The sequence below is a fragment of the Frigoribacterium sp. AC512 genome, from assembly GCF_979258295.1.
This window is the reverse complement of record NZ_OZ409850.1, coordinates 1,336,932-1,353,607: the sequence shown is the minus strand read 5'-3', so window position 1 is coordinate 1,353,607 and position 16,676 is coordinate 1,336,932. Positions and strand designations below refer to the sequence as shown.

The window sequence follows — 16,676 nt, the reverse complement described above, 5'->3', positions numbered from 1 at the left end:
CGAGCGACTGCCGCCCGCCTGAAGGCGGCCGTCCGCACTCGCCCTACAACGGGACTTCGCCTAAGTCACGAGGCGTCACCTCGCTGGGCGGATGGGATCCAGCCCGAGGTCAGTCCGCATTCACTCCATGGCCGCTGTCAGTAGGGGCCTGAGGACGCCACCCCACGCGGCGTACCCGGCGGGCGTCAGGTGGAGGTTGTCAGTCGTGAACTCCTTGCGCAGCGCTCCGTCCGAGTTCGCCAGGGCGGGCCATGCGTCGACGTACGTGCTCCCAGTTCTCTCGGCAATGTCGCAGTACTGCGCGTTGAGCGCCAGTAGGCGAGTGGCGTAAAGAGCGGTGCGGGGAAGAAGACCGTTGACCAGGACACGGGTGCTGGGTGCCACGTCACGGAGGCGGTCGACGATGGCCTCGACGCGGATGACGATGCCGCGCGGGTCTTTCAGGCTCCGACTCGTGTGAAGGTCGTTGGTGCCGATCAACACCGAGACGACCGCGGGATCGTCCACTGCCTCGTCCACGCGCTCGAGGACATCTGCGCTTGTATCCCAGCCGATCCCGCGGTTCACGATCGGAAGACCAGGGAAGAGCTCATCGAGAGGCGCGAGCTCTGTGAGGCTGTCACCCAGGAACACGTTCGCGCAGGGAGGAATCGTCTCTGTCGAGAAGGATTCTCGGCGCGCCTGCCGCCGACGCCGTGCCGTCCCACGCACGAGGGGGACGATTAGCTCGAAGACGCGATCGGAGTTCAGCACATCTCCCCCGTTGGCCGCGGCGTCCCGCGTCGGCTCCGCCGGGAAAGCAGCGAGAACGGGCAGTCGATCATTCGGGCCATGTGCAACTCCTTCGGTGTCGAGCGAGCCGCGACGCGCGCCCGCCGAACGAGTCTCGGCAAACCCGTCAAGTGATTTCATTCTCTCGTATAGCATCCCGATTGTTGAAACAGAATGTCGGAGAGCCGAACGCGGCGTTTTGCTCGAAGCGCAGAGCCGAAGGAGAGCCAATGGACGGAGACAACCTGCAGAAGGCCTTATTGGAGGCAGGCATGCCGTTCGGAGACCACATGGTGCTCCAACGGCAGAAGGAGATCGCGATCTGGGGGACCGGGCGACCGGGCAGCACGGTGGAGATCCGATTGGCGGGTGACGAGTCCGTGCTGACGACTGTCGCCTCGGACGGGACGTGGTCAACCTCGCTGCCACCACACGAGGCAGACCGTGACCTCCGCCTCATCCTCGCCGACGAGCTCACGCGCATCGAGTTCATCGATGTGGCGATCGGTGAGGTCTGGATCGCAGGGGGGCAATCGAACATGGAGTACTTCCTCGCCTTCGATGCCGATCGGCGTGATGTGCTGAACCGGCCCGCCCACTCCGACATCCGCTACTTCGACTCCCCCAGGACCTCGTATGAGGGCCAGCTGGAGGAGTACGACTACTCGCGCTTCGGGTTCTGGCGCACCAGCACTCCCGAGGACCTCCCGTACTTCTCAGCAGTGGGCTACTACTTCGCCGCACAGGTGCAGGCGTCCCTCGGCGTCCCGGTCGGGGTCGTGGGATGCAACTGGGGCGGCACTCCCGCGTGCGCGTGGATGAGTGAGCAATGCCTCGACGCGGGCGAAGGACATATCTGGCTCGAGGAGCACCGCACGGTCCTCGAGGGCCTAGATGTCGACCAGGATTCAGCTGAGTACCGAGCCGATCCGGCCAACGCCGTGACCGACCCGCTGCGCTTGTCGGTGTTGACCCTGCTCCTTGCCCCAGGGCTGCCCCGCCTGGCTCAGAAAGCACTAGTCGCACTCGCGGGCCGGCGACTCACAGAGTTCACCGTCGGCCCCCTCCACCCGTGGCGCCCTGCAGGCCTGTACGAGGTCATGCTGAGGCGCATCGCTCCGTATACAACGCGCGGAGTGATCTGGTACCAGGGCGAATCCGATGCGCCCCACCCCGAGATCTACGCGGATGTCTTCGGCTCGATGATCAGGTGCTGGCGAGACCTCTGGCGAGAAGAGATCCCTTTCCTCTTCGCACAACTTGCACCGTTCGGCGAATGGTTGGGCGCGACGGGCGAGGCCTTCCCGGAGCTCCGACGCCAGCAGCAGATCGTGGCAGACACGGTGCCAGCTACATGGATGGCGAGCTCATCCGATGCCGGCCTGCGGTGGGACATCCACCCGAAGCGGAAGGAGTCGATCGGTGAACGTCTCGCGCTCCTCGCCCGCGACCATGTCTACGGTCAGAGCGTTCACGGCAGCCCTCCGCGGTTCCTGTCTAGCCGGCGTACACGTGACGGCATGGAGATGCGGTTCGCCGAGGCGGACGGGCTACGGCTAGGGCGAGGAGCTGTTCCCCTCGATGTACGCTCACCGTCGGGCCGGAGCATCTCCTTCACCGGCGTTCGCGTCGAGGGTGACCGGCTCGCCGTGTCCGGATCGTTCCCGCCAGGGTCCGTCGTGAGTTTTGCCTGGACCGGCTACTACGACGTGCCCCTGGTGAACGGCGTGGGCAATCCCGTGACACCGTTCCGTTTCGAACTCCGGTGAAGAGTCGGCCCGCGCCTCCACGCGCTTGCTGGGTGCAGGATGAAGAACTACTGCTTCTTGTCGTCCAGTCAGGCTGACAGCTGGGCCCGGTCAGGGTGGCGTCCGCGCTGGGACAGCGAGGATGCGACTCTGGTGGGAGCAGGCGATCGACCGAACAAGTCGGACGGAGCGAGGTGAGCAACCCCTCCGATCACGAGTGAGCTCGAGAAGAACCGGGATTCGCTTGCACCCCGCGGAAAGATCCTCCACGTAGTGGACATGTCGGCGCGCGATGCCTGAACGGTCAATTCACGAAGTGGCGGAGCAACTTCATGTAGTTCGCCGGCGCAATACGGGCCATCACGTCGGGGAGGCGGGCGCTGACGCCGATGAGCACCCGTGGCTTTCGCCGTTCGATACCGCGAAGAATGACCTCCGCTGCGTCCGACGGTGAGATCGTGAGCGAGCGGTTGATGTTGTCGACGCTCTTCTTGGCTTCAGCCGCCGACAGTTGGCCACCGACCCGAGCGTTCGACGCGATCGCGGTCTTGATCCCCCCAGGGTGGATGCAGGACACTCCCATGTCCCATGCTTCTGCTTCGGCCCGAAGTGATTCGGTGAAGCCGCGCAGCGCGAACTTACTGGAAGCGTAGGCAGCTTGGCCCGGGGGCGCGACCAGCCCGTAGACGCTTGACACATTGACCAAATGCGAGCCCCGATTCCGTTGAAGCGCCGGCAAGATGTGATGAGTGAGGGTCACAGCGGAGTGAAAGTTGATGTCGAACAGCCAACGGAAGTCCGGAAGGCTCACCTGATCGAATGTGCCGCCGAGGGCCACTCCTGCGCAATTGATCAACAGAGTCGTGTCCGGGTGATGGGACGCCAATTCTGCGCCGGTCCGGTCCGTGCCTTCCCGATCCGACAGATCAGCGATGACCGTGGTCACGGAGATTCCTGGATGCTTGGACCTCAGATCGCGAGCAACGCGCGTCAGTCCATCTGCATCCCGGTCGACCAGGACGAGGTTGCTCCCCCGAGAACCAAGATGTCGCGCAAGTGCTTCGCCGATCCCACTGGCTGCGCCCGTGAGGATTGCCTTGCCTCCAGCAAATACATAGCGTCTCATGCGGTCGCTCCTTCATGACGGGTGGTAGCTGCGTTCTCTCTCAAGAAGGTCCTGACGAGTGACGCGAACTCGTCCGGGCGCTCGATCTGCGGCATGTGTCCCGTCTCGGCGAAGACGTGTGTCTTCGCACGGGGGAGAGAAGCGATAGCTGCTCGTAGCTGCCGCGAGGGAAGCACTCGATCCTCGTTGCCCCACACGACGAGTAGGGGGAAGTCGAGCTGAGCGATCGTGCGCAGAAGCGGTTCACGCCACGCGCGTCGCACGCCGAAGATGGTACCCAGGTCTTGAGCTACGTCCAGAACGGTAGCCGCGTGCGTGGGGCGTTGCGCCAGGGAGAGGGCGCGCGAGATGCGCTCGGGCGTCACAAGTGTCTGATCGTGGAAAATGGATCGAAGCATACGGTCGGAACTGCCGGCTGAAGGCCTGACGAGAAGCGAGCCGAGGGGCCTGACCGCCAGGAGGCGCAGGGCCATCGCCACCTCTTTGCCGAATCCGGCGCTGTCGACGAGGACCAGCGACGATACCCTGCTCGGGTTCGTCGCGGCGAAGAACATCGCCACGGCACCTCCGAGCGAATTGCCGACTACGTCCACGGCGCCCCTGATGCCGAGGGCGTCGAGGAAGGCCGGCAGAACGCCCGCCAGCTCCTCCAACGTGACAGGGGACCCGGGTCGCTCAGAGTACGCAAAGCCGGGAAGGTCGAGGCTGACGACACGATGACTGGACGAGAGCCGGTCGTGCTGCTCGTTCCAATCCTCCAGACTTTGTCCGATCCCGTGCAGAAGTACAAGTGGGCGACCCTCTCCACTTACCCGATGTCGTAGACGAAGTCCGCCCGCGTACAGGTAGGAGACGCCCGAAAGAGCGTCGGCGTCCCGAATGGCATGCACGCGAGACGTCGCATCGGTGCCGTCCCGGCGGCCGAAGCGAACGTCGTCGCCCAGCTTGCCCACCCGAAGCAGAAGAAAGTCCCGAAGATAGTTTTGTCGGAGCCGCCACGGAGGGCGCCTTCCCTGCTTGGGCGCTAGGTCGATGCTCCTCTGGATGTAGCCGGCCTGTAGGTCGAGAAGCGGACCGACCAGCCCCTCGCGGACAGCGGACGGCGCCCGAGGAATGACCGTGACCTCGTTGCGGCGATCCATGCGCCGCAGGATCCGGCCGACATAGCGAGCGACCAAATCCGCTTTGAGAGTCCACGACGCGTTCGTGTAGCCGATCGTGAAGGCGAAGTTCGGCACTCCCTCCAGCATCATGCCCTTGTAGGCAAGTGTCTTACTGACATCGATGGGACGCTCGTCCACTGTGAGCTCGACGCCTCCGAAGATAAGTAGATTCAGCCCGGTCGCGGTGACGATGACATCGGCATCCAGATGGGCGCCGGACGCAAGCTGGAGGCCGTTCTCAGTGACTCGGTCGATGCTATCCGTCACGATGTCGGCGGCGCCGCTGGTGATCGCTGCGTACAGGTCACCGTCGGGGATTGCGCAAAGACGCTGATCCCACGGCTGGTAATTCGGCCCTAGATGAGTGTCGACGGCGAAGCCTGCGGGCAGGTTGGCGACGGCGGCCTTGCGCAGAATGGACTTCATGAGTTCCGGCCACCGACGGCTGAGGTGGTACGTCGCCATCGAGTATGCGATGTTCTTGACCCGGACGATGCTGTACGCCGCGCGGACGGGAAGCCGCCCTCGGAGTCCGTCCGCAAGGCGATCGCCTCTCGGAACCGGCGCCATGTAGGTCGGAGAGCGCTGGAGCATGGTGACGTGCTTCGCGGCCGCAGCCATGGACGGCACGAGAGTCACAGCGGTCGCTCCGCTGCCGATGACGACGACTCGTTTGTCGACGTAATCAAGATCAGTTGGCCAATGCTGAGGGTGAACCACGGTGCCCGCAAAATCTTCGAGGCCATCAATGACAGGCGAATAGCCCTGGTCGTACCGGTAGTAGCCGGAGCATACGAAAAGGAATGAGCAGGTAAAGGTCACGGTTCGGTTGCTCTCGGCGGCGCCCGCCGACTCCGCTACGTAGTCACCTTCTCCGGTCAGCAGCACCTTCACGGTCCAGACAGCCTCGCTCGATGACCATTCGGCCGCGATGACTCGGTGGTTGGTACGAATCCGAGGTCCGAGATCCTCGTCCCGGACCGTGTCGCGGATGTACGCGCGTATGGACTCACCGTCTGCGATGGCCGCACCGTCCGTCCAGGGGCGAAATGAGTAACCGAGCGTGAACATGTCCGAATCGGATCGGACGCCTGGATAGCGGAACAGGTCCCAAGTCCCGCCGATCGATCCTCGCGACTCGAGGATCAACAGGCTCGTTCCCGGTCTGTCCCGCTGCAGGTGACTGGCAGCCCCGACGCCACTTAGGCCGCCACCGACAATCAACACGTCGTAGTGCTCGATCATGACGGCCAGTTTAGACGTCGCGTCGAAAAAGTCGACACCGTGTCCAAAGGCACCGGTTGGTATTGTCCAGGCATGGCACAACGCGGGCGCAGGAAAACGCGACCCTCGGGCGACGAGCGAGAAGAGGCGATCCTCCTCGGAGCAGAACGCTTGATGCAGGAGCGACCATTTGCCTTGTTGTCAGTCGAGGATCTCGCTTCGAGCGCTGGCCTGTCTCGGTCGGCGTTCTACTTCTACTTCTCGCTGAAAGACGATGTGCTGCTCGCGCTCCTCCACAGGGTCCTCAATGAGGCCGAAGAGCGAGTTGCCATGCTTCCACGTGCATTCGAACCAGACCCTGAAGCGGCCTGGAGACGTGTGATCGATGCTTATGTCGAGGTCTTCGCCTCCCATCGGGCAGTAGCCGTTGCAACCCTGACTGCACGTCTGCACAATGCCCAGATAGACGAGCTGTGGTCCTCTTCCATGACCGCTTGGGTCCGCTACACCACCGAGGCGATCGCCTGTGAGCGGCTGCGTGGAGTTGCCGCACCGGGGCTCGATGCTCGGAATCTCGCAATCGCACTGAATCTGATGAACGAGCGGGTTATCTCTTCGGTATTCGTGGGCGAGGACCCGTTCATTCCCGAGTCGGACGTCGCAGGGGTGCTGACCAGCCTTTGGCTTCAGACCATCTATGGCCGTATGCCCCTCGACCTCAAGCCGTAGCTAGCCCGTGGGCCCAGCGCGGTGCTCGCGGTTCGCGGGCAGCGAGAGCGGGCTCCCTGGCACAGCGCTTCGCCGGTGTAGCCGCTAACAGCCGTGAGGCGGAGGACGTTAACAGCCGTGAGGCGGAGGACGTCTAGTTCCGAGCCTCGCGAGAAAGGTGGCATGTTCTCTGAACGAGCGATGCGAACGAGAGCACCTCCACGGGCAAGTCGCGATCTCCTGCGGCGCTGTTAGTCGTCCGTTCGTAACCGCGTCCCACGACTCAAGGAGTACTTCCTACCGTCGAACAGGGCCGGCCTCGGCCGAGTGCCCGATGACGAAGTGCACCGGCTGACCGGCGGGGTCATTTCCGGGAACCCAGTACTGATCATCCCGTGCTGGACGCTGGCCACGTGACGGCGAGACGGCCTGATCCCGCAAGGATCACGGAGCCGTCGGGCGTCACGATCTCCGCAGTTGTTCCGGCCGGGATCACCACGTCGATACGACCGGAATCCTGACTCCCTTCCCAGCGGGATCGGACCTCTCCATAGGGGGTGCGGACCGAAGCTTCCACCCAGTCAAGATGCTCCGTAATGAGGGGCTCGATGTGTATGTGTCGGTATCCAGGAGATGCGGGGGCGATGCCGGCCAGTTCTTCTCGAAGCCAACCTGCGACAGTACCGAACGCATAGTGATTGTGGCTGGCCCTGGCGCGACCAGCCTCCTCGTATCCCCCGTCCCACGTCTCCCAGATGGTCGTAGCGCCACGCTCCACCTGCCCCAACCAGGACGGCGTCGTCGTCTGGAGTAGAAGTTGCATCGCTAGGTCTGCACGACCATTTTCTCGAAGAGCGGAAAGCAGGAGAGGGGTGGAAAGGAACCCCGTGGCGAGGTGGGTGTCTGCGTCACGGATCAGCACCTCCAATCTGTCTGCGGCTCGCGTCCTTTCGTCCTCGGTCAGGAGTCCGAACGCCAATGCCCGCACGTAGTCGTCCTGCTTGTCCTCGCCGATGCGACCGCCGCCGTCGTGCACGAAGGCCGCCCGCCAAGCAGCGCGCACGCGATCGGCTAGTTCGAGGTATCGAATGCGGTCGTGGTCACGCCCAAGAACTCGCGCGACGGCCGAGAGGGTCCGAGAAGATCGTTCGAAGTACGCGGTCGCCAGGGCCGCACCGTGCAGCGTGCCGTCGAGCAGAGCGAACCCTTCACCGGGTCGCAGCCATTCGCCCCAATGGAAACCACTGTCGAGGATGTACTGCTCGTGCTTACCGAAACGGCGAGCTAGCCAGCGCGACGCTCCACGGCGGCGCGCTGCACGCGCCAGTCTGCGGACCCACAATTGCATCGATCGGTACTGCCGCTCCAGCGTTGCGGTGTCTCCGTAGTACCGGTAGAGATCCCAGGGAGTGAGGACGGCGACGTCCCCCCAGCCTACGGAGTTGCCCAGGACTTCCGAGACGAGGTGAGTGATGAAACTTGCGTCGCCAGTCCGCTCGCTCGGTATCCAAGGCGGGATGTTTCCGTTGGGCCGCTGCTCTATAGAGACGCTACGAAGGTAGCGTCGAAGGAATGCCTGGCTATCCACGACGCCGGTTGCGGTCGGCGCGAACACCTGGATGTCGCCCGTCCATCCCGATCTCTCACGAGTGGGGCAGTCCGTGGCCGTGTCGACGAAGTTCGACCGTGTCGACCAGAGAACGTTCTGCCAGAGCTGCCCCAGGCGCTCATCGGACGCTGCGAACGAGCCAGCCGTCTCGACGTCGGTCGACAGAGCTATCCCTTCTACGTCGTCCGCCGACAGATCACCATCGAGGCCGTCGATCTGGACGTAGCGGAACCCGTGAATGGTGAACCACGGTTGCCACCACTGCTCAGAACCGTCGAGTACAACTTCATCGCGCTGCTGCCACGGTTTCTTGGGATTGGTCAGGATCCATTCAACATCGAGCTCGCCGTCAGGGTCGAGCACCTCGCTGAACGTCATGCGAACGGTCCTGCCGGCTGGACCCGCGACCCTGAGACGGACGATGCCGGCGATGTTCTGGCCGAGATCGACAAGCTGGGCACCTTGAGGAGATCGCCACACCCGAGGTCGGAACCTCGCCACGTCGGTCACGCGCTCAACTTGTTCCGCGATCAACTGCGCGGGAGGTGCAGGGAGGACTCGAACAGGAGAAAGGCGGTGCGGCGTATTGGATGCCGATGACCAGTCCTCTTCCGCGACGCGAAGGTCCGCACGCTCGCCGTGTTTCGGGTCGGTCTCAGTGATGCGGCCGGAACCACCCGCCCAGGATGCGTCGGAGACGAAGGTGAACGACCGGTCTTCCGACTGAACGACGAGCTGTGCCATCGCTGCGAGAGTGTGCCCGAAGGTGTTCCGCCGGTCGAAGAACCCCAGCCGACCCCGATACCGCCCGTCTCCCACGGCGATCGCCACGATATTTTCACCAGGACGCAGGGATTCGGTGACGTCGTACATCTGGTACTCGATCTCCTTCCCGAAGGGCGTGAAGCGAGGAACGAGCGCAGGACCCGTATGGTCGACGCCATTGACGAAAAGGCGGTGCCAGCCAAGTGAGCTGACATAGAGGCGCGCACGATCGATCTTCTCCGGAAGCGACGCCGATCCCCGCAGATAGAGGGCACCGGCGGTGTCATCTTGCGCAGTGACCCACTCTCCGGCCCACTCGGAGGCGTCCAGGATTCCAGTTTCGAAGATCCCCTCGCTCGACCACTCGGACCAGGAAGCCCCCTCATCGCGGATGCGGACGCGCCAGCAATAGGTCGTGGATGAGCGCAGGAGCGACCCGCTGTAGGAATGGCCGAACGGGTGTTCGCCGTCGTTCTCACCCGAGTCCCACAGAACGTCGGTCGAGCCCTCCCGACGGACCTGCACCTGCCAACCGGTCTGGAGAACGCCCGTTCGGGACGAGTTCAGTTGCCAAGAGAACTCGGGGGCCTTCGAATCGATTCCTCGAGGCGTGTCACGAGCATCGACGCGCAACTCGCTGATGGTCACGTCACCGAGCGAGTGGCCCGGGCTCTTCGCCGATTTCATCGTCATGAACTCATCCCGTCGGTCAATTTTTCTTACCAGTAAGTCAGGTGCAAGTATGAGCCTAGGATGGAAGGTGTGCAAGAACGACCTCGGGCCCGGATCGTGCGCGCGGCCGTCAGCGTGTTCGCCCGCGACGGCTACAACTCCGGCTCTCTGAACGACGTCGCCTTAGCGGCGGGGCTGTCCCGGCAGAATTTGCTTTACTACTACTCCTCGAAGCAGAAGCTCCTTCTCGCGGTCCTCGAAGAGCGCGACGCGGAGCTCAATCAGGCTCTGCACTTCGCGGACTTGGACAGATACAGAACGTTGGCGGACTACGTCTCGGATCTGTCCGCCCTGCTGCCGAAGGTCTATGCGGATAGGGAGGTGATCGCCCTCTATCACCGACTCGTTGCCGAAGCAGCGGACCCCCTGCATCCGGCCCGCGACTGGGTTCGAGAAAGACACGGACGCATTCGGAACGAATACGAGTCGATGATCCGACGCGCTGTCAGTGCGGGTGAGATCCGCGCTGACATCGATGCTCTCGCCGTGGCGACCGTGCTCCTCGGGGGCATCGAGGGAATCGAGTCGCAGTGGCTCGTCGACGATGAGGTCGACTGGGCGGCGGCGGCGCACGTTCTTCGCACGTTCCTCGCAGCCCTTTCGACCTAGGTGGCCGTCAGGCACAGGCCTCGAGGTCTGGCCACTCAGCTGCAGCCGGTCCGCAAGCCGTAGACGTCCCTGTTCGCGACCGTGCGGACAAGCTCTTGGACCTCCAAGGGGCCTTGCATGGGATGCCTCCGCGCGACCTGATCGGCTGGAGTCAGCGTAGTGAGGTTGAAGATCGAAGCAACCAGGGCTGAATGACACGGCGTTGCTTGGTCGATGTGTTCAGAAGGTTCTCATGTGGGCCTGCCGTTGTTGCCATATCCGGACCGTGCGCCCTCGATGGCGCTATCAAGCGTCCGAAGCCAATCGACACGGGCCTCCTGGCTCAGGTCTCCGCCTTGATTCAGGAGCCAGTGGCTGGAGGCGACTGTGACGCCGCTCATTAGTGAGCCGATAAGCAGATCCACTTCGAGTCGACTCCAGCTGGGGTAGCGGGCAGAGACGTGCTCGGCCATGTGCAGTGAGGTCCGGTCCATGATCTGCCGGAGGAGGGCTTCGTGGCGGGGTGATGCTTGGTCGCCTCGCCCGACGACTGCTCCAACGGACAGGATCACGTCGGGCATGTTCGTCGCCCGGAGAGACTGCGACACCTCGTTGAACACGGCCGCACGCGATCCGTCAGTTGCCGGTGCCGCTGACGTGGCCTCGTCGAAGGTCGCCCAGGCGTTCTCGAACTGCTCGACGCTCGCGGTCACGAGCACGTCTGAGACCGAGGGGAAGTAGTTGAACACCGTCGCCCGTGAGACGTCGGCTCGCTCAGCGAGCTCTTCGACGGTGAACGTGGGGCCTCCGCGCTCGATGACCAGTGCCGTCGCGGCGTCGAGGATCGAGCGCCGCGAGCGTGCCTTCAACATCTCGCGACGACCTTGAGGGGGAACTGAAGAGTTCATGATCTGATCCTAGTCGTCCATAGGTAGACGCCGTCTACGATTGGACGTAGTCTCGTTGTCGAGCGAATCGCTCAACGACGAAGGGCATCATGAACGCGCACGAGCAGTCGACCAAGTCCCAGGAATCCCGGGCGCCGGGGGTCGGCGCTGACCGGTCCCGACGGTTCCGGTGGGTGTGGACTCTCGCGGCCGTCGTCGCGGCGGTCCTCGCTGGGTTGGTGGTGCTGCTCGCGGCGGGGAACCTCGTTCCCGCGGCGACGAACATTGTGACGCTCGGCGGCACGATGGCCTGGGCGAGCTTCGCGCCTCACCTCGTGATCGTCAGCGTCGTGGCAGCTCTTCTCTGCATTCCTCTCTGGCGGGCCAGGCGGCGCCCTGTGCTCCGGGGCATCGCCTCCGGGCTGGTGGCCGTGGCGCTCGTCGCCTCGACTGCCATCACCGCGTCGCTGGTGAACGCTGCGACGGAGAACGGTGGGTCCGTCAACCTGGCCCAGTCGTTGGCGACGACGAACCCGCCCGTGACCCCGACCGAGATCACGACCTACGCTACCGCCGACGGGCAGCCCCAACAGGCCCGGATCTACGAGCCAGCGGGTGGCCCGGAAGGGGCGCCGGTGATGATGTACATCCACGGTGGTGGCTGGTACATCGGCACCGCCGAGGAGTCGGACAGCATGGCCCAGCGGTGGGCTGACGAGGGCTGGTACGTCGTCAACGTCGACTACCGCCTCGCAGACGCCGAGAACGCGACGTGGGACAAGGCCCCGGCCGACGTCGCGTGCGCACTTACCTGGACGGACCAGCTGGCGGAGAAGGTCGGCGCGGACACCAGCAAGCTGACCGTCATGGGCGACTCCGCCGGTGGGCACCTGGCCATGCTCCTCGGTTGGTCCGCCGCCGCCGGGAGCGCCGCCTCCACCTGCCCCGAGCTCGGCGACGTGCCCGTTCCCGACGCTGTCGTGGCCGGCTACCCCGTGAGCAACATCGAGTACACCTACGAGGACGGCGCAGCGCCCCTGGCCGCCTACAACCCGCAGGAGTTCACGCGGTTCTTCCTCGGCGGGGCACCGGCGGAGTTCCCCGACCGTGCCCGCGCGGTCTCGCCCTCCACCTACCTCGGCGCAGACACCCCGTCGACTCTCGTCCTCCAGCCCGAGAGGGACGACTTCATCCCCGCCGAGGGCAACGACGAGGTCATCGAGGAGGCCCAGGACGCAGGCGTCGACGCCACGATCGCCCAGGTCCCGTTCGCATGGCACGGCTTCGACGCCACCCGCGACAGCATCGGCGGCCAGATCAAGACGACCGTGACGACGAACTGGCTCGCGGAACGCAACCTCGCACCCTGACCGCAGCGCACCAGCACCCACACCACCTGCTGGCACCACCATCGGGCCGGCACCACCCACCCCGCAGACTGATCGAGAGGCACCAGGAACATGCACGAGCACGACGCAGCACCACGATCGGCACGAGAGCACCAAGGCGGCACCGGCGCCCATCCGGCGCGGTTCGCCAAGGCGCGCACCGCTGCCGCTGTCGTCGCGGCGATCATTGGAGGGATCATCGCCCTCCTCGCACTCGGGACCGCGTTCGGGCCGGGTGAGTTCCTCGGGACCCTGGCATCGGCCTTCGCGTGGTCGTTCTTCGGCCCCCAGTTCGTCGTGCTGAGCGTGATCGCGGCTCTGCTGTGCATCCCGCTCTGGCGGGCGAGGCGCCGCCCTGTGCTGCGGGGCGTTGCCTCGGGCCTGGTGGTCATCGCACTCGTCTCCTCGACCGTCATCACCGGGATCATGGTCATGGCCGCGTCCGACAACGGCGGCTCGGTCAACCTCGCGCAGGCGTTGACCCTCTCATCGTCGCCCGAGGGGCCGGATGAGGTCACGGCTTACGTCACCGTCGACGGTGAGCAGCAGCAGGCGCGCGTCTTCGAGCCCGAGGGTGGTGCCGAGGGTGCTCCGGTGCTGATGTACATCCACGGCGGCGCCTGGTACATGGGCTCCGCGGAAGGCTCCGACCAGATCGCCCGCTCCTTCGCCAGCAAGGGCTTCTACGTCGTCAACATCGACTACCGCCTCTCCGACGCCACCGACCCGACCTGGGACAAGGCCCCCGCGGACGTCGCCTGCGGCCTGGCCTGGACCGGGCAGCAGGCTGCCGCCGCGGGTGCCGACACCGACAAGCTCACCGTCATCGGCGACTCTGCCGGCGGGCACCTGGCCATGCTCCTCGGCTGGTCCGCCGCCGACGGCGCCGCCGCGTCCTCGTGCCCTGAGCTCGGAGACGTGCCCGTCCCCGACGCCGTCATCGCCTCCTACCCGGTCGCCGACCTGACGTACACGTGCGAGAACGGGACCGCGCCTCTCGGAGTCGACCCGGAGGAGTTCATCCGGGACTTCCTCGGCGGCTCCCCGGCGGAGCAGCCCGAGCGACTCGAGGCGGTCTCCCCGCTTACGTACGTCTCGGACAAGACCCCGCCGACCCTCATCGTCGAGCCCGAGCGCGATGACTTCATCCCCGCAGCAGGCAACTACGCCGTGGCTGACAAGGCACGTCAGGCCGGGGTCGACGTCACGGTCGCGCGCGTCCCCTTCGGCTACCACGGCTTCGACAGCCTGCCGGGCAGTGTCGGCGGCCAAACCCGCAGCAGCATCGTCGTGAACTGGCTGAAGGGTCTCAACCTCGCTTCCTAGCTCCACACACGCAGAAGGCCCTCCGGTGATAGCCCCCGGGGGGCCTTTTGCTGCGCGGAATCAGGATGGAACGTTGACGCGTTTCCAGGCCAGTTCCAAAGCTTCGAAAACGGGATCTGGAAGGAACACGGTCACCCGCTTTCCCCGGACCCGGGCCGTGACCACGATCTCCTTGTCGTCCTTGACCTTGGAGAGGACGAGAAAGTCAGCAGGCTCGACACGTTTCATCGTCAGCGGTGCTCTCAAACCCGCGGGAGCAGAACCCCACATCAGGTAGCCCTCGTGAGTCTCAGCCGCATAGGAAATCCCGTGAGTGGTCCACGCTGCGCTGAAAGCCAAGCTCGAGTCTATGGCCTAGATATCCCATCCCAGTGGGTCGCCTGGAGACAACCAGGCGCCCCACCGATGGCAGCGGGATCTAGTCTGCGTCCGCACCGTACCTCGAAGATGCGCGTGCACCTATGCCCTGACAGGTCTCAGCAAGCTAGGCGCGGACCCTGCCCTCGCAACAAGGGGTGACGCGCGACGCATCGTTGAACAACGGGACACCCTGCCCGGGGGGTTCTGCTCGAGACTGCAAGTCCGCCCCTACTGCTGGGGTGCGAGGTCGCGCTGCTCCAACCAGGTCTTGGTGACACTGTTCTTCACCTGCCCGCCGAGACCACCCTGAAGGGCGTCGAAGGCGTGCCACGCGAAGGGGACGGAGACGATCCTCGCGTCGACACCCGCCTGCTGGGCGGTCTTGATCGAGCGGTAGTTGCCCTCGGCCGGGATGAAGTCATCCCGGTCAGGCTGCAACACCAGGGTCGACGGAGTGTTCGCACTGAGGTAGGTCAGCGGGGAGATGGCCCGCAGGCGGTCCGGGAACTCGGCTGGCGTGCCACCGAGGAAGAGGTGCGTGAACTCCTGAGGATCGATCCCCGGAACCGGGGCGACGCCGTGGTCGTAGTTGTACTGGACGTCGATCGCGGGGTAGCTCGCCACGATCGCGTCGGGCACAGGAACGTCACCCTGATCGGCGCACGTGGACGCCGCGGCGCCGTCAGCGGCGGACCAGCCGAGAAGAACAGCCAGGTGGCCACCGGCGGAGTCGCCCATCACAGTGAGCCGGTCGTTGTCAGCGCCGGCCTCGGCGGCATGACGGTCGGTCCAGGTGAGAGCGCACGCAAGATCGGCCGGTGCCTTGTCCCACGTCGGCTGTTGCGTGCTCGAGAGGCGGTAGTTGACGCTGACGACGTACCAGCCCTCCGCCGCCCAGTGCTGGACCGTGGACTCGGACTCCTCTGCCGAACCCGTCTCCCAACCGCCACCGTGGACGTACATCATCACCGGCGCGCCCGCAGCGCCGCCCTCGGGCTCGTACACACGCGCCTCCAACGGCTCGCCGCCGGCGGTGACGTAGGTGGTGACCTCGGTCGGAGGCCCCGTCGGCGTCGAGAGCGAGACGGCCTGAACAAGATCCAGGGATCCGCCGTTGGAGGTGGCGGCCATGGCCAACGAACCGGTGATGAAGGTCGAGGCGGCCAGGGCGAGCACCGCAGCCCCGGACGCGATGCCGCGGAGCACGGGCCGTCGCCGCGCCCGCCACAGCGGGATCGTCAGCAGCGCGGCGACCAAGCTGACGAGGACCAGGTGTGGGGCTGCGCTTGCCCAGACGTAGGTGCCGGCGAGCGTAAAGATGTTGGAGGACGCGGGGAAGAAGTTCGCGGCAGCGAGAAGCGTCACGACGATTCCGAGTGTCGCGGCGCTCACGGCGGTGGCCGTCTGCAGCCAAGGGAAGCGCATCTTCAAGCGCGGGGTGGCGGAGGGCTGCTGCAGCATGCGCGTGTCTTCTTTCATGAGGTAACGACCTTCCGTGAGCGGTAGACCACGTCGAAGCTTAGACTCAATATAAAGTAGCGACCAAAGAAAGGGGAAGTGGACTGGCGTCGATTCGAACACCAGGCCCGGTCGGCGTTTGCGCGACTAGCGAGCTCAATTCTCGACACTTCGAAGATGTCGAGTCGGCAGCGATAGCGGCTGGCAGCACTGCCGCCCAGGTCGCCCCGTCCTGGCGCATCGACTGCAGGCGACTCTCTGAACACGCTCTCCGTGTCCTAGGTGGCTTTCCTTCAGCCGGCCCGGCTCGGGTCATCGAAGGGTGTCGCCACGGACGGTATCGAGGTGCTGGTGCAGGGTCTCGGTCAGGGTGCGCATCTCGACCAGCTGAGCCGAAGTGAACGCGTCGATGAAGATCTCGCGGACCAGCCGCAGGTGAGACGCCGATGAGCTGCGGAAGATCCGGGAGCCGATGTCGGTCAGGGTCACGGCGGCGCCGCGGGCGTCGCCGCCTACGAGCCCTCGGGTGATGAGGCCGCGTTCTTCCATGCGGCGCAGGTGGTGCGACAGGCGGCTCCGCTCCCACCCCACGACATCGGCGACATCGGATGACCGGAGCGTCTTCTCGGCCGCCTCACTGAGGGCAAGCATGACCGCGTAGTCGCCGGGTGAGATCCCTGACGTGTCGTGGAACGCGGTCGTCAGGGTGCGTTTGACCTGTTCGGAGGTCTCGACGTAGTCGCGCCAGATCGCCAGTTCGGCCGCGTTAGGCGATCTCCGTCGTGCTGGTGCGTCGTCTTCGTTTTTCATCGCGCCTCCTTGT

13 protein-coding genes are annotated in these 16,676 nt (G+C 64.9%); 5 read left to right on the top strand and 8 right to left on the bottom strand.

Features of this window, described 5'->3' with window-relative positions:
• Positions 1 to 120: 120 nt before the first annotated feature.
• Positions 121 to 927 (bottom strand): GDSL-type esterase/lipase family protein, encoded by an 807-nt coding sequence (locus tag ACZZ97_RS06155; protein WP_463472593.1) that lies wholly within the window; start codon positions 925 to 927, stop codon positions 121 to 123.
• A 74-nt stretch (positions 928 to 1,001) separates the two neighbouring features.
• On the opposite strand from ACZZ97_RS06155, the gene ACZZ97_RS06150 reads away from it, so the two are divergent.
• Positions 1,002 to 2,540 carry a sialate O-acetylesterase gene (locus tag ACZZ97_RS06150; protein ID WP_463472592.1) on the top strand — a complete coding sequence of 513 codons (1,539 nt, stop codon included), beginning with the start codon at positions 1,002 to 1,004 and terminating at the stop codon, positions 2,538 to 2,540.
• 283 nt (positions 2,541 to 2,823) lie between these two features.
• On the opposite strand, the gene ACZZ97_RS06145 is transcribed toward ACZZ97_RS06150, so the two are convergent.
• Together ACZZ97_RS06145 and ACZZ97_RS06140 are read right to left on the bottom strand one after the other, a co-directional pair.
• Complete coding sequence (locus ACZZ97_RS06145; protein ID WP_463472591.1) at positions 2,824 to 3,645, bottom strand: SDR family NAD(P)-dependent oxidoreductase; 822 nt, start codon at positions 3,643 to 3,645, stop codon at positions 2,824 to 2,826.
• Complete coding sequence (locus ACZZ97_RS06140; protein ID WP_463472590.1) at positions 3,642 to 6,053, bottom strand: alpha/beta fold hydrolase; 2,412 nt, start codon at positions 6,051 to 6,053, stop codon at positions 3,642 to 3,644. The genes ACZZ97_RS06145 and ACZZ97_RS06140 overlap by 4 nt, the downstream gene beginning before the upstream one ends.
• Before the next feature lie 39 nt (positions 6,054 to 6,092).
• Here ACZZ97_RS06140 and ACZZ97_RS06135 point away from each other — a divergent pair, with 39 nt between their 5' ends.
• On the top strand, positions 6,093 to 6,761 hold the full coding sequence (locus ACZZ97_RS06135) for a TetR/AcrR family transcriptional regulator (RefSeq protein ID WP_463472589.1): 669 nt from the start codon (positions 6,093 to 6,095) through the stop codon (positions 6,759 to 6,761).
• A gap of 367 nt (positions 6,762 to 7,128) precedes the next feature.
• On the opposite strand, the gene ACZZ97_RS06130 is transcribed toward ACZZ97_RS06135, so the two are convergent.
• Positions 7,129 to 9,807, bottom strand: coding sequence for a family 78 glycoside hydrolase catalytic domain (locus ACZZ97_RS06130; RefSeq protein WP_463472588.1), 2,679 nt, complete (start codon positions 9,805 to 9,807; stop codon positions 7,129 to 7,131).
• A 60-nt stretch (positions 9,808 to 9,867) separates the two neighbouring features.
• Between ACZZ97_RS06130 and ACZZ97_RS06125 the strand changes: the two genes are divergently transcribed.
• The gene (locus ACZZ97_RS06125) at positions 9,868 to 10,455 is read left to right on the top strand and encodes a TetR/AcrR family transcriptional regulator (RefSeq protein WP_463472587.1); all 588 of its coding nucleotides are present in this window, start codon (positions 9,868 to 9,870) and stop codon (positions 10,453 to 10,455) included.
• A 230-nt stretch (positions 10,456 to 10,685) separates the two neighbouring features.
• Here ACZZ97_RS06125 and ACZZ97_RS06120 read toward each other — a convergent pair whose 3' ends face one another.
• Complete coding sequence (locus ACZZ97_RS06120; protein WP_463472586.1) at positions 10,686 to 11,342, bottom strand: TetR/AcrR family transcriptional regulator; 657 nt, start codon at positions 11,340 to 11,342, stop codon at positions 10,686 to 10,688.
• Between the two features lie 89 nt (positions 11,343 to 11,431).
• Between ACZZ97_RS06120 and ACZZ97_RS06115 the strand changes: the two genes are divergently transcribed.
• Positions 11,432 to 12,691: an alpha/beta hydrolase fold domain-containing protein gene (locus ACZZ97_RS06115; RefSeq protein ID WP_463472585.1), complete on the top strand. Its 1,260-nt coding sequence runs from the start codon at positions 11,432 to 11,434 to the stop codon at positions 12,689 to 12,691.
• A gap of 90 nt (positions 12,692 to 12,781) precedes the next feature.
• Positions 12,782 to 14,035, top strand: coding sequence for an alpha/beta hydrolase (locus ACZZ97_RS06110; protein ID WP_463472584.1), 1,254 nt, complete (start codon positions 12,782 to 12,784; stop codon positions 14,033 to 14,035).
• 60 nt (positions 14,036 to 14,095) lie between these two features.
• Here the strand turns inward: ACZZ97_RS06110 and ACZZ97_RS06105 are convergent, their stop codons facing one another.
• From ACZZ97_RS06105 to ACZZ97_RS06095, 3 genes are all read right to left on the bottom strand, one after another.
• A complete protein-coding gene (locus ACZZ97_RS06105; RefSeq protein WP_463472583.1) occupies positions 14,096 to 14,374 on the bottom strand; it encodes a hypothetical protein in 279 nt (92 codons plus the stop codon).
• Between the two features lie 249 nt (positions 14,375 to 14,623).
• Positions 14,624 to 15,856 (bottom strand): alpha/beta hydrolase, encoded by a 1,233-nt coding sequence (locus ACZZ97_RS06100; RefSeq protein ID WP_463472582.1) that lies wholly within the window; start codon positions 15,854 to 15,856, stop codon positions 14,624 to 14,626.
• A gap of 309 nt (positions 15,857 to 16,165) precedes the next feature.
• Positions 16,166 to 16,663 carry a MarR family winged helix-turn-helix transcriptional regulator gene (locus ACZZ97_RS06095; RefSeq protein ID WP_463472581.1) on the bottom strand — a complete coding sequence of 166 codons (498 nt, stop codon included), beginning with the start codon at positions 16,661 to 16,663 and terminating at the stop codon, positions 16,166 to 16,168.
• Positions 16,664 to 16,676 lie beyond the last annotated feature (13 nt).

What these genes read in the sequence shown, in the direction of transcription:
- ACZZ97_RS06145 (WP_463472591.1), bottom strand. Translation starts at nt 3,645, where the DNA reads ATGAGACGCTATGTATTTGCTGGAGGCAAGGCAATCCTCACGGGCGCA.
- ACZZ97_RS06150 (WP_463472592.1), top strand. Translation starts at nt 1,002, where the DNA reads ATGGACGGAGACAACCTGCAGAAGGCCTTATTGGAGGCAGGCATGCCG.
- ACZZ97_RS06115 (WP_463472585.1), top strand. Translation starts at nt 11,432, where the DNA reads ATGAACGCGCACGAGCAGTCGACCAAGTCCCAGGAATCCCGGGCGCCG.
- ACZZ97_RS06100 (WP_463472582.1), bottom strand. Translation starts at nt 15,856, where the DNA reads ATGCTGCAGCAGCCCTCCGCCACCCCGCGCTTGAAGATGCGCTTCCCT.
- ACZZ97_RS06095 (WP_463472581.1), bottom strand. Translation starts at nt 16,663, where the DNA reads ATGAAAAACGAAGACGACGCACCAGCACGACGGAGATCGCCTAACGCG.
- ACZZ97_RS06125 (WP_463472587.1), top strand. Translation starts at nt 9,868, where the DNA reads ATGGAAGGTGTGCAAGAACGACCTCGGGCCCGGATCGTGCGCGCGGCC.
- ACZZ97_RS06140 (WP_463472590.1), bottom strand. Translation starts at nt 6,053, where the DNA reads ATGATCGAGCACTACGACGTGTTGATTGTCGGTGGCGGCCTAAGTGGC.
- ACZZ97_RS06130 (WP_463472588.1), bottom strand. Translation starts at nt 9,807, where the DNA reads ATGACGATGAAATCGGCGAAGAGCCCGGGCCACTCGCTCGGTGACGTG.
- ACZZ97_RS06120 (WP_463472586.1), bottom strand. Translation starts at nt 11,342, where the DNA reads ATGAACTCTTCAGTTCCCCCTCAAGGTCGTCGCGAGATGTTGAAGGCA.
- ACZZ97_RS06155 (WP_463472593.1), bottom strand. Translation starts at nt 927, where the DNA reads ATGCTATACGAGAGAATGAAATCACTTGACGGGTTTGCCGAGACTCGT.
- ACZZ97_RS06110 (WP_463472584.1), top strand. Translation starts at nt 12,782, where the DNA reads ATGCACGAGCACGACGCAGCACCACGATCGGCACGAGAGCACCAAGGC.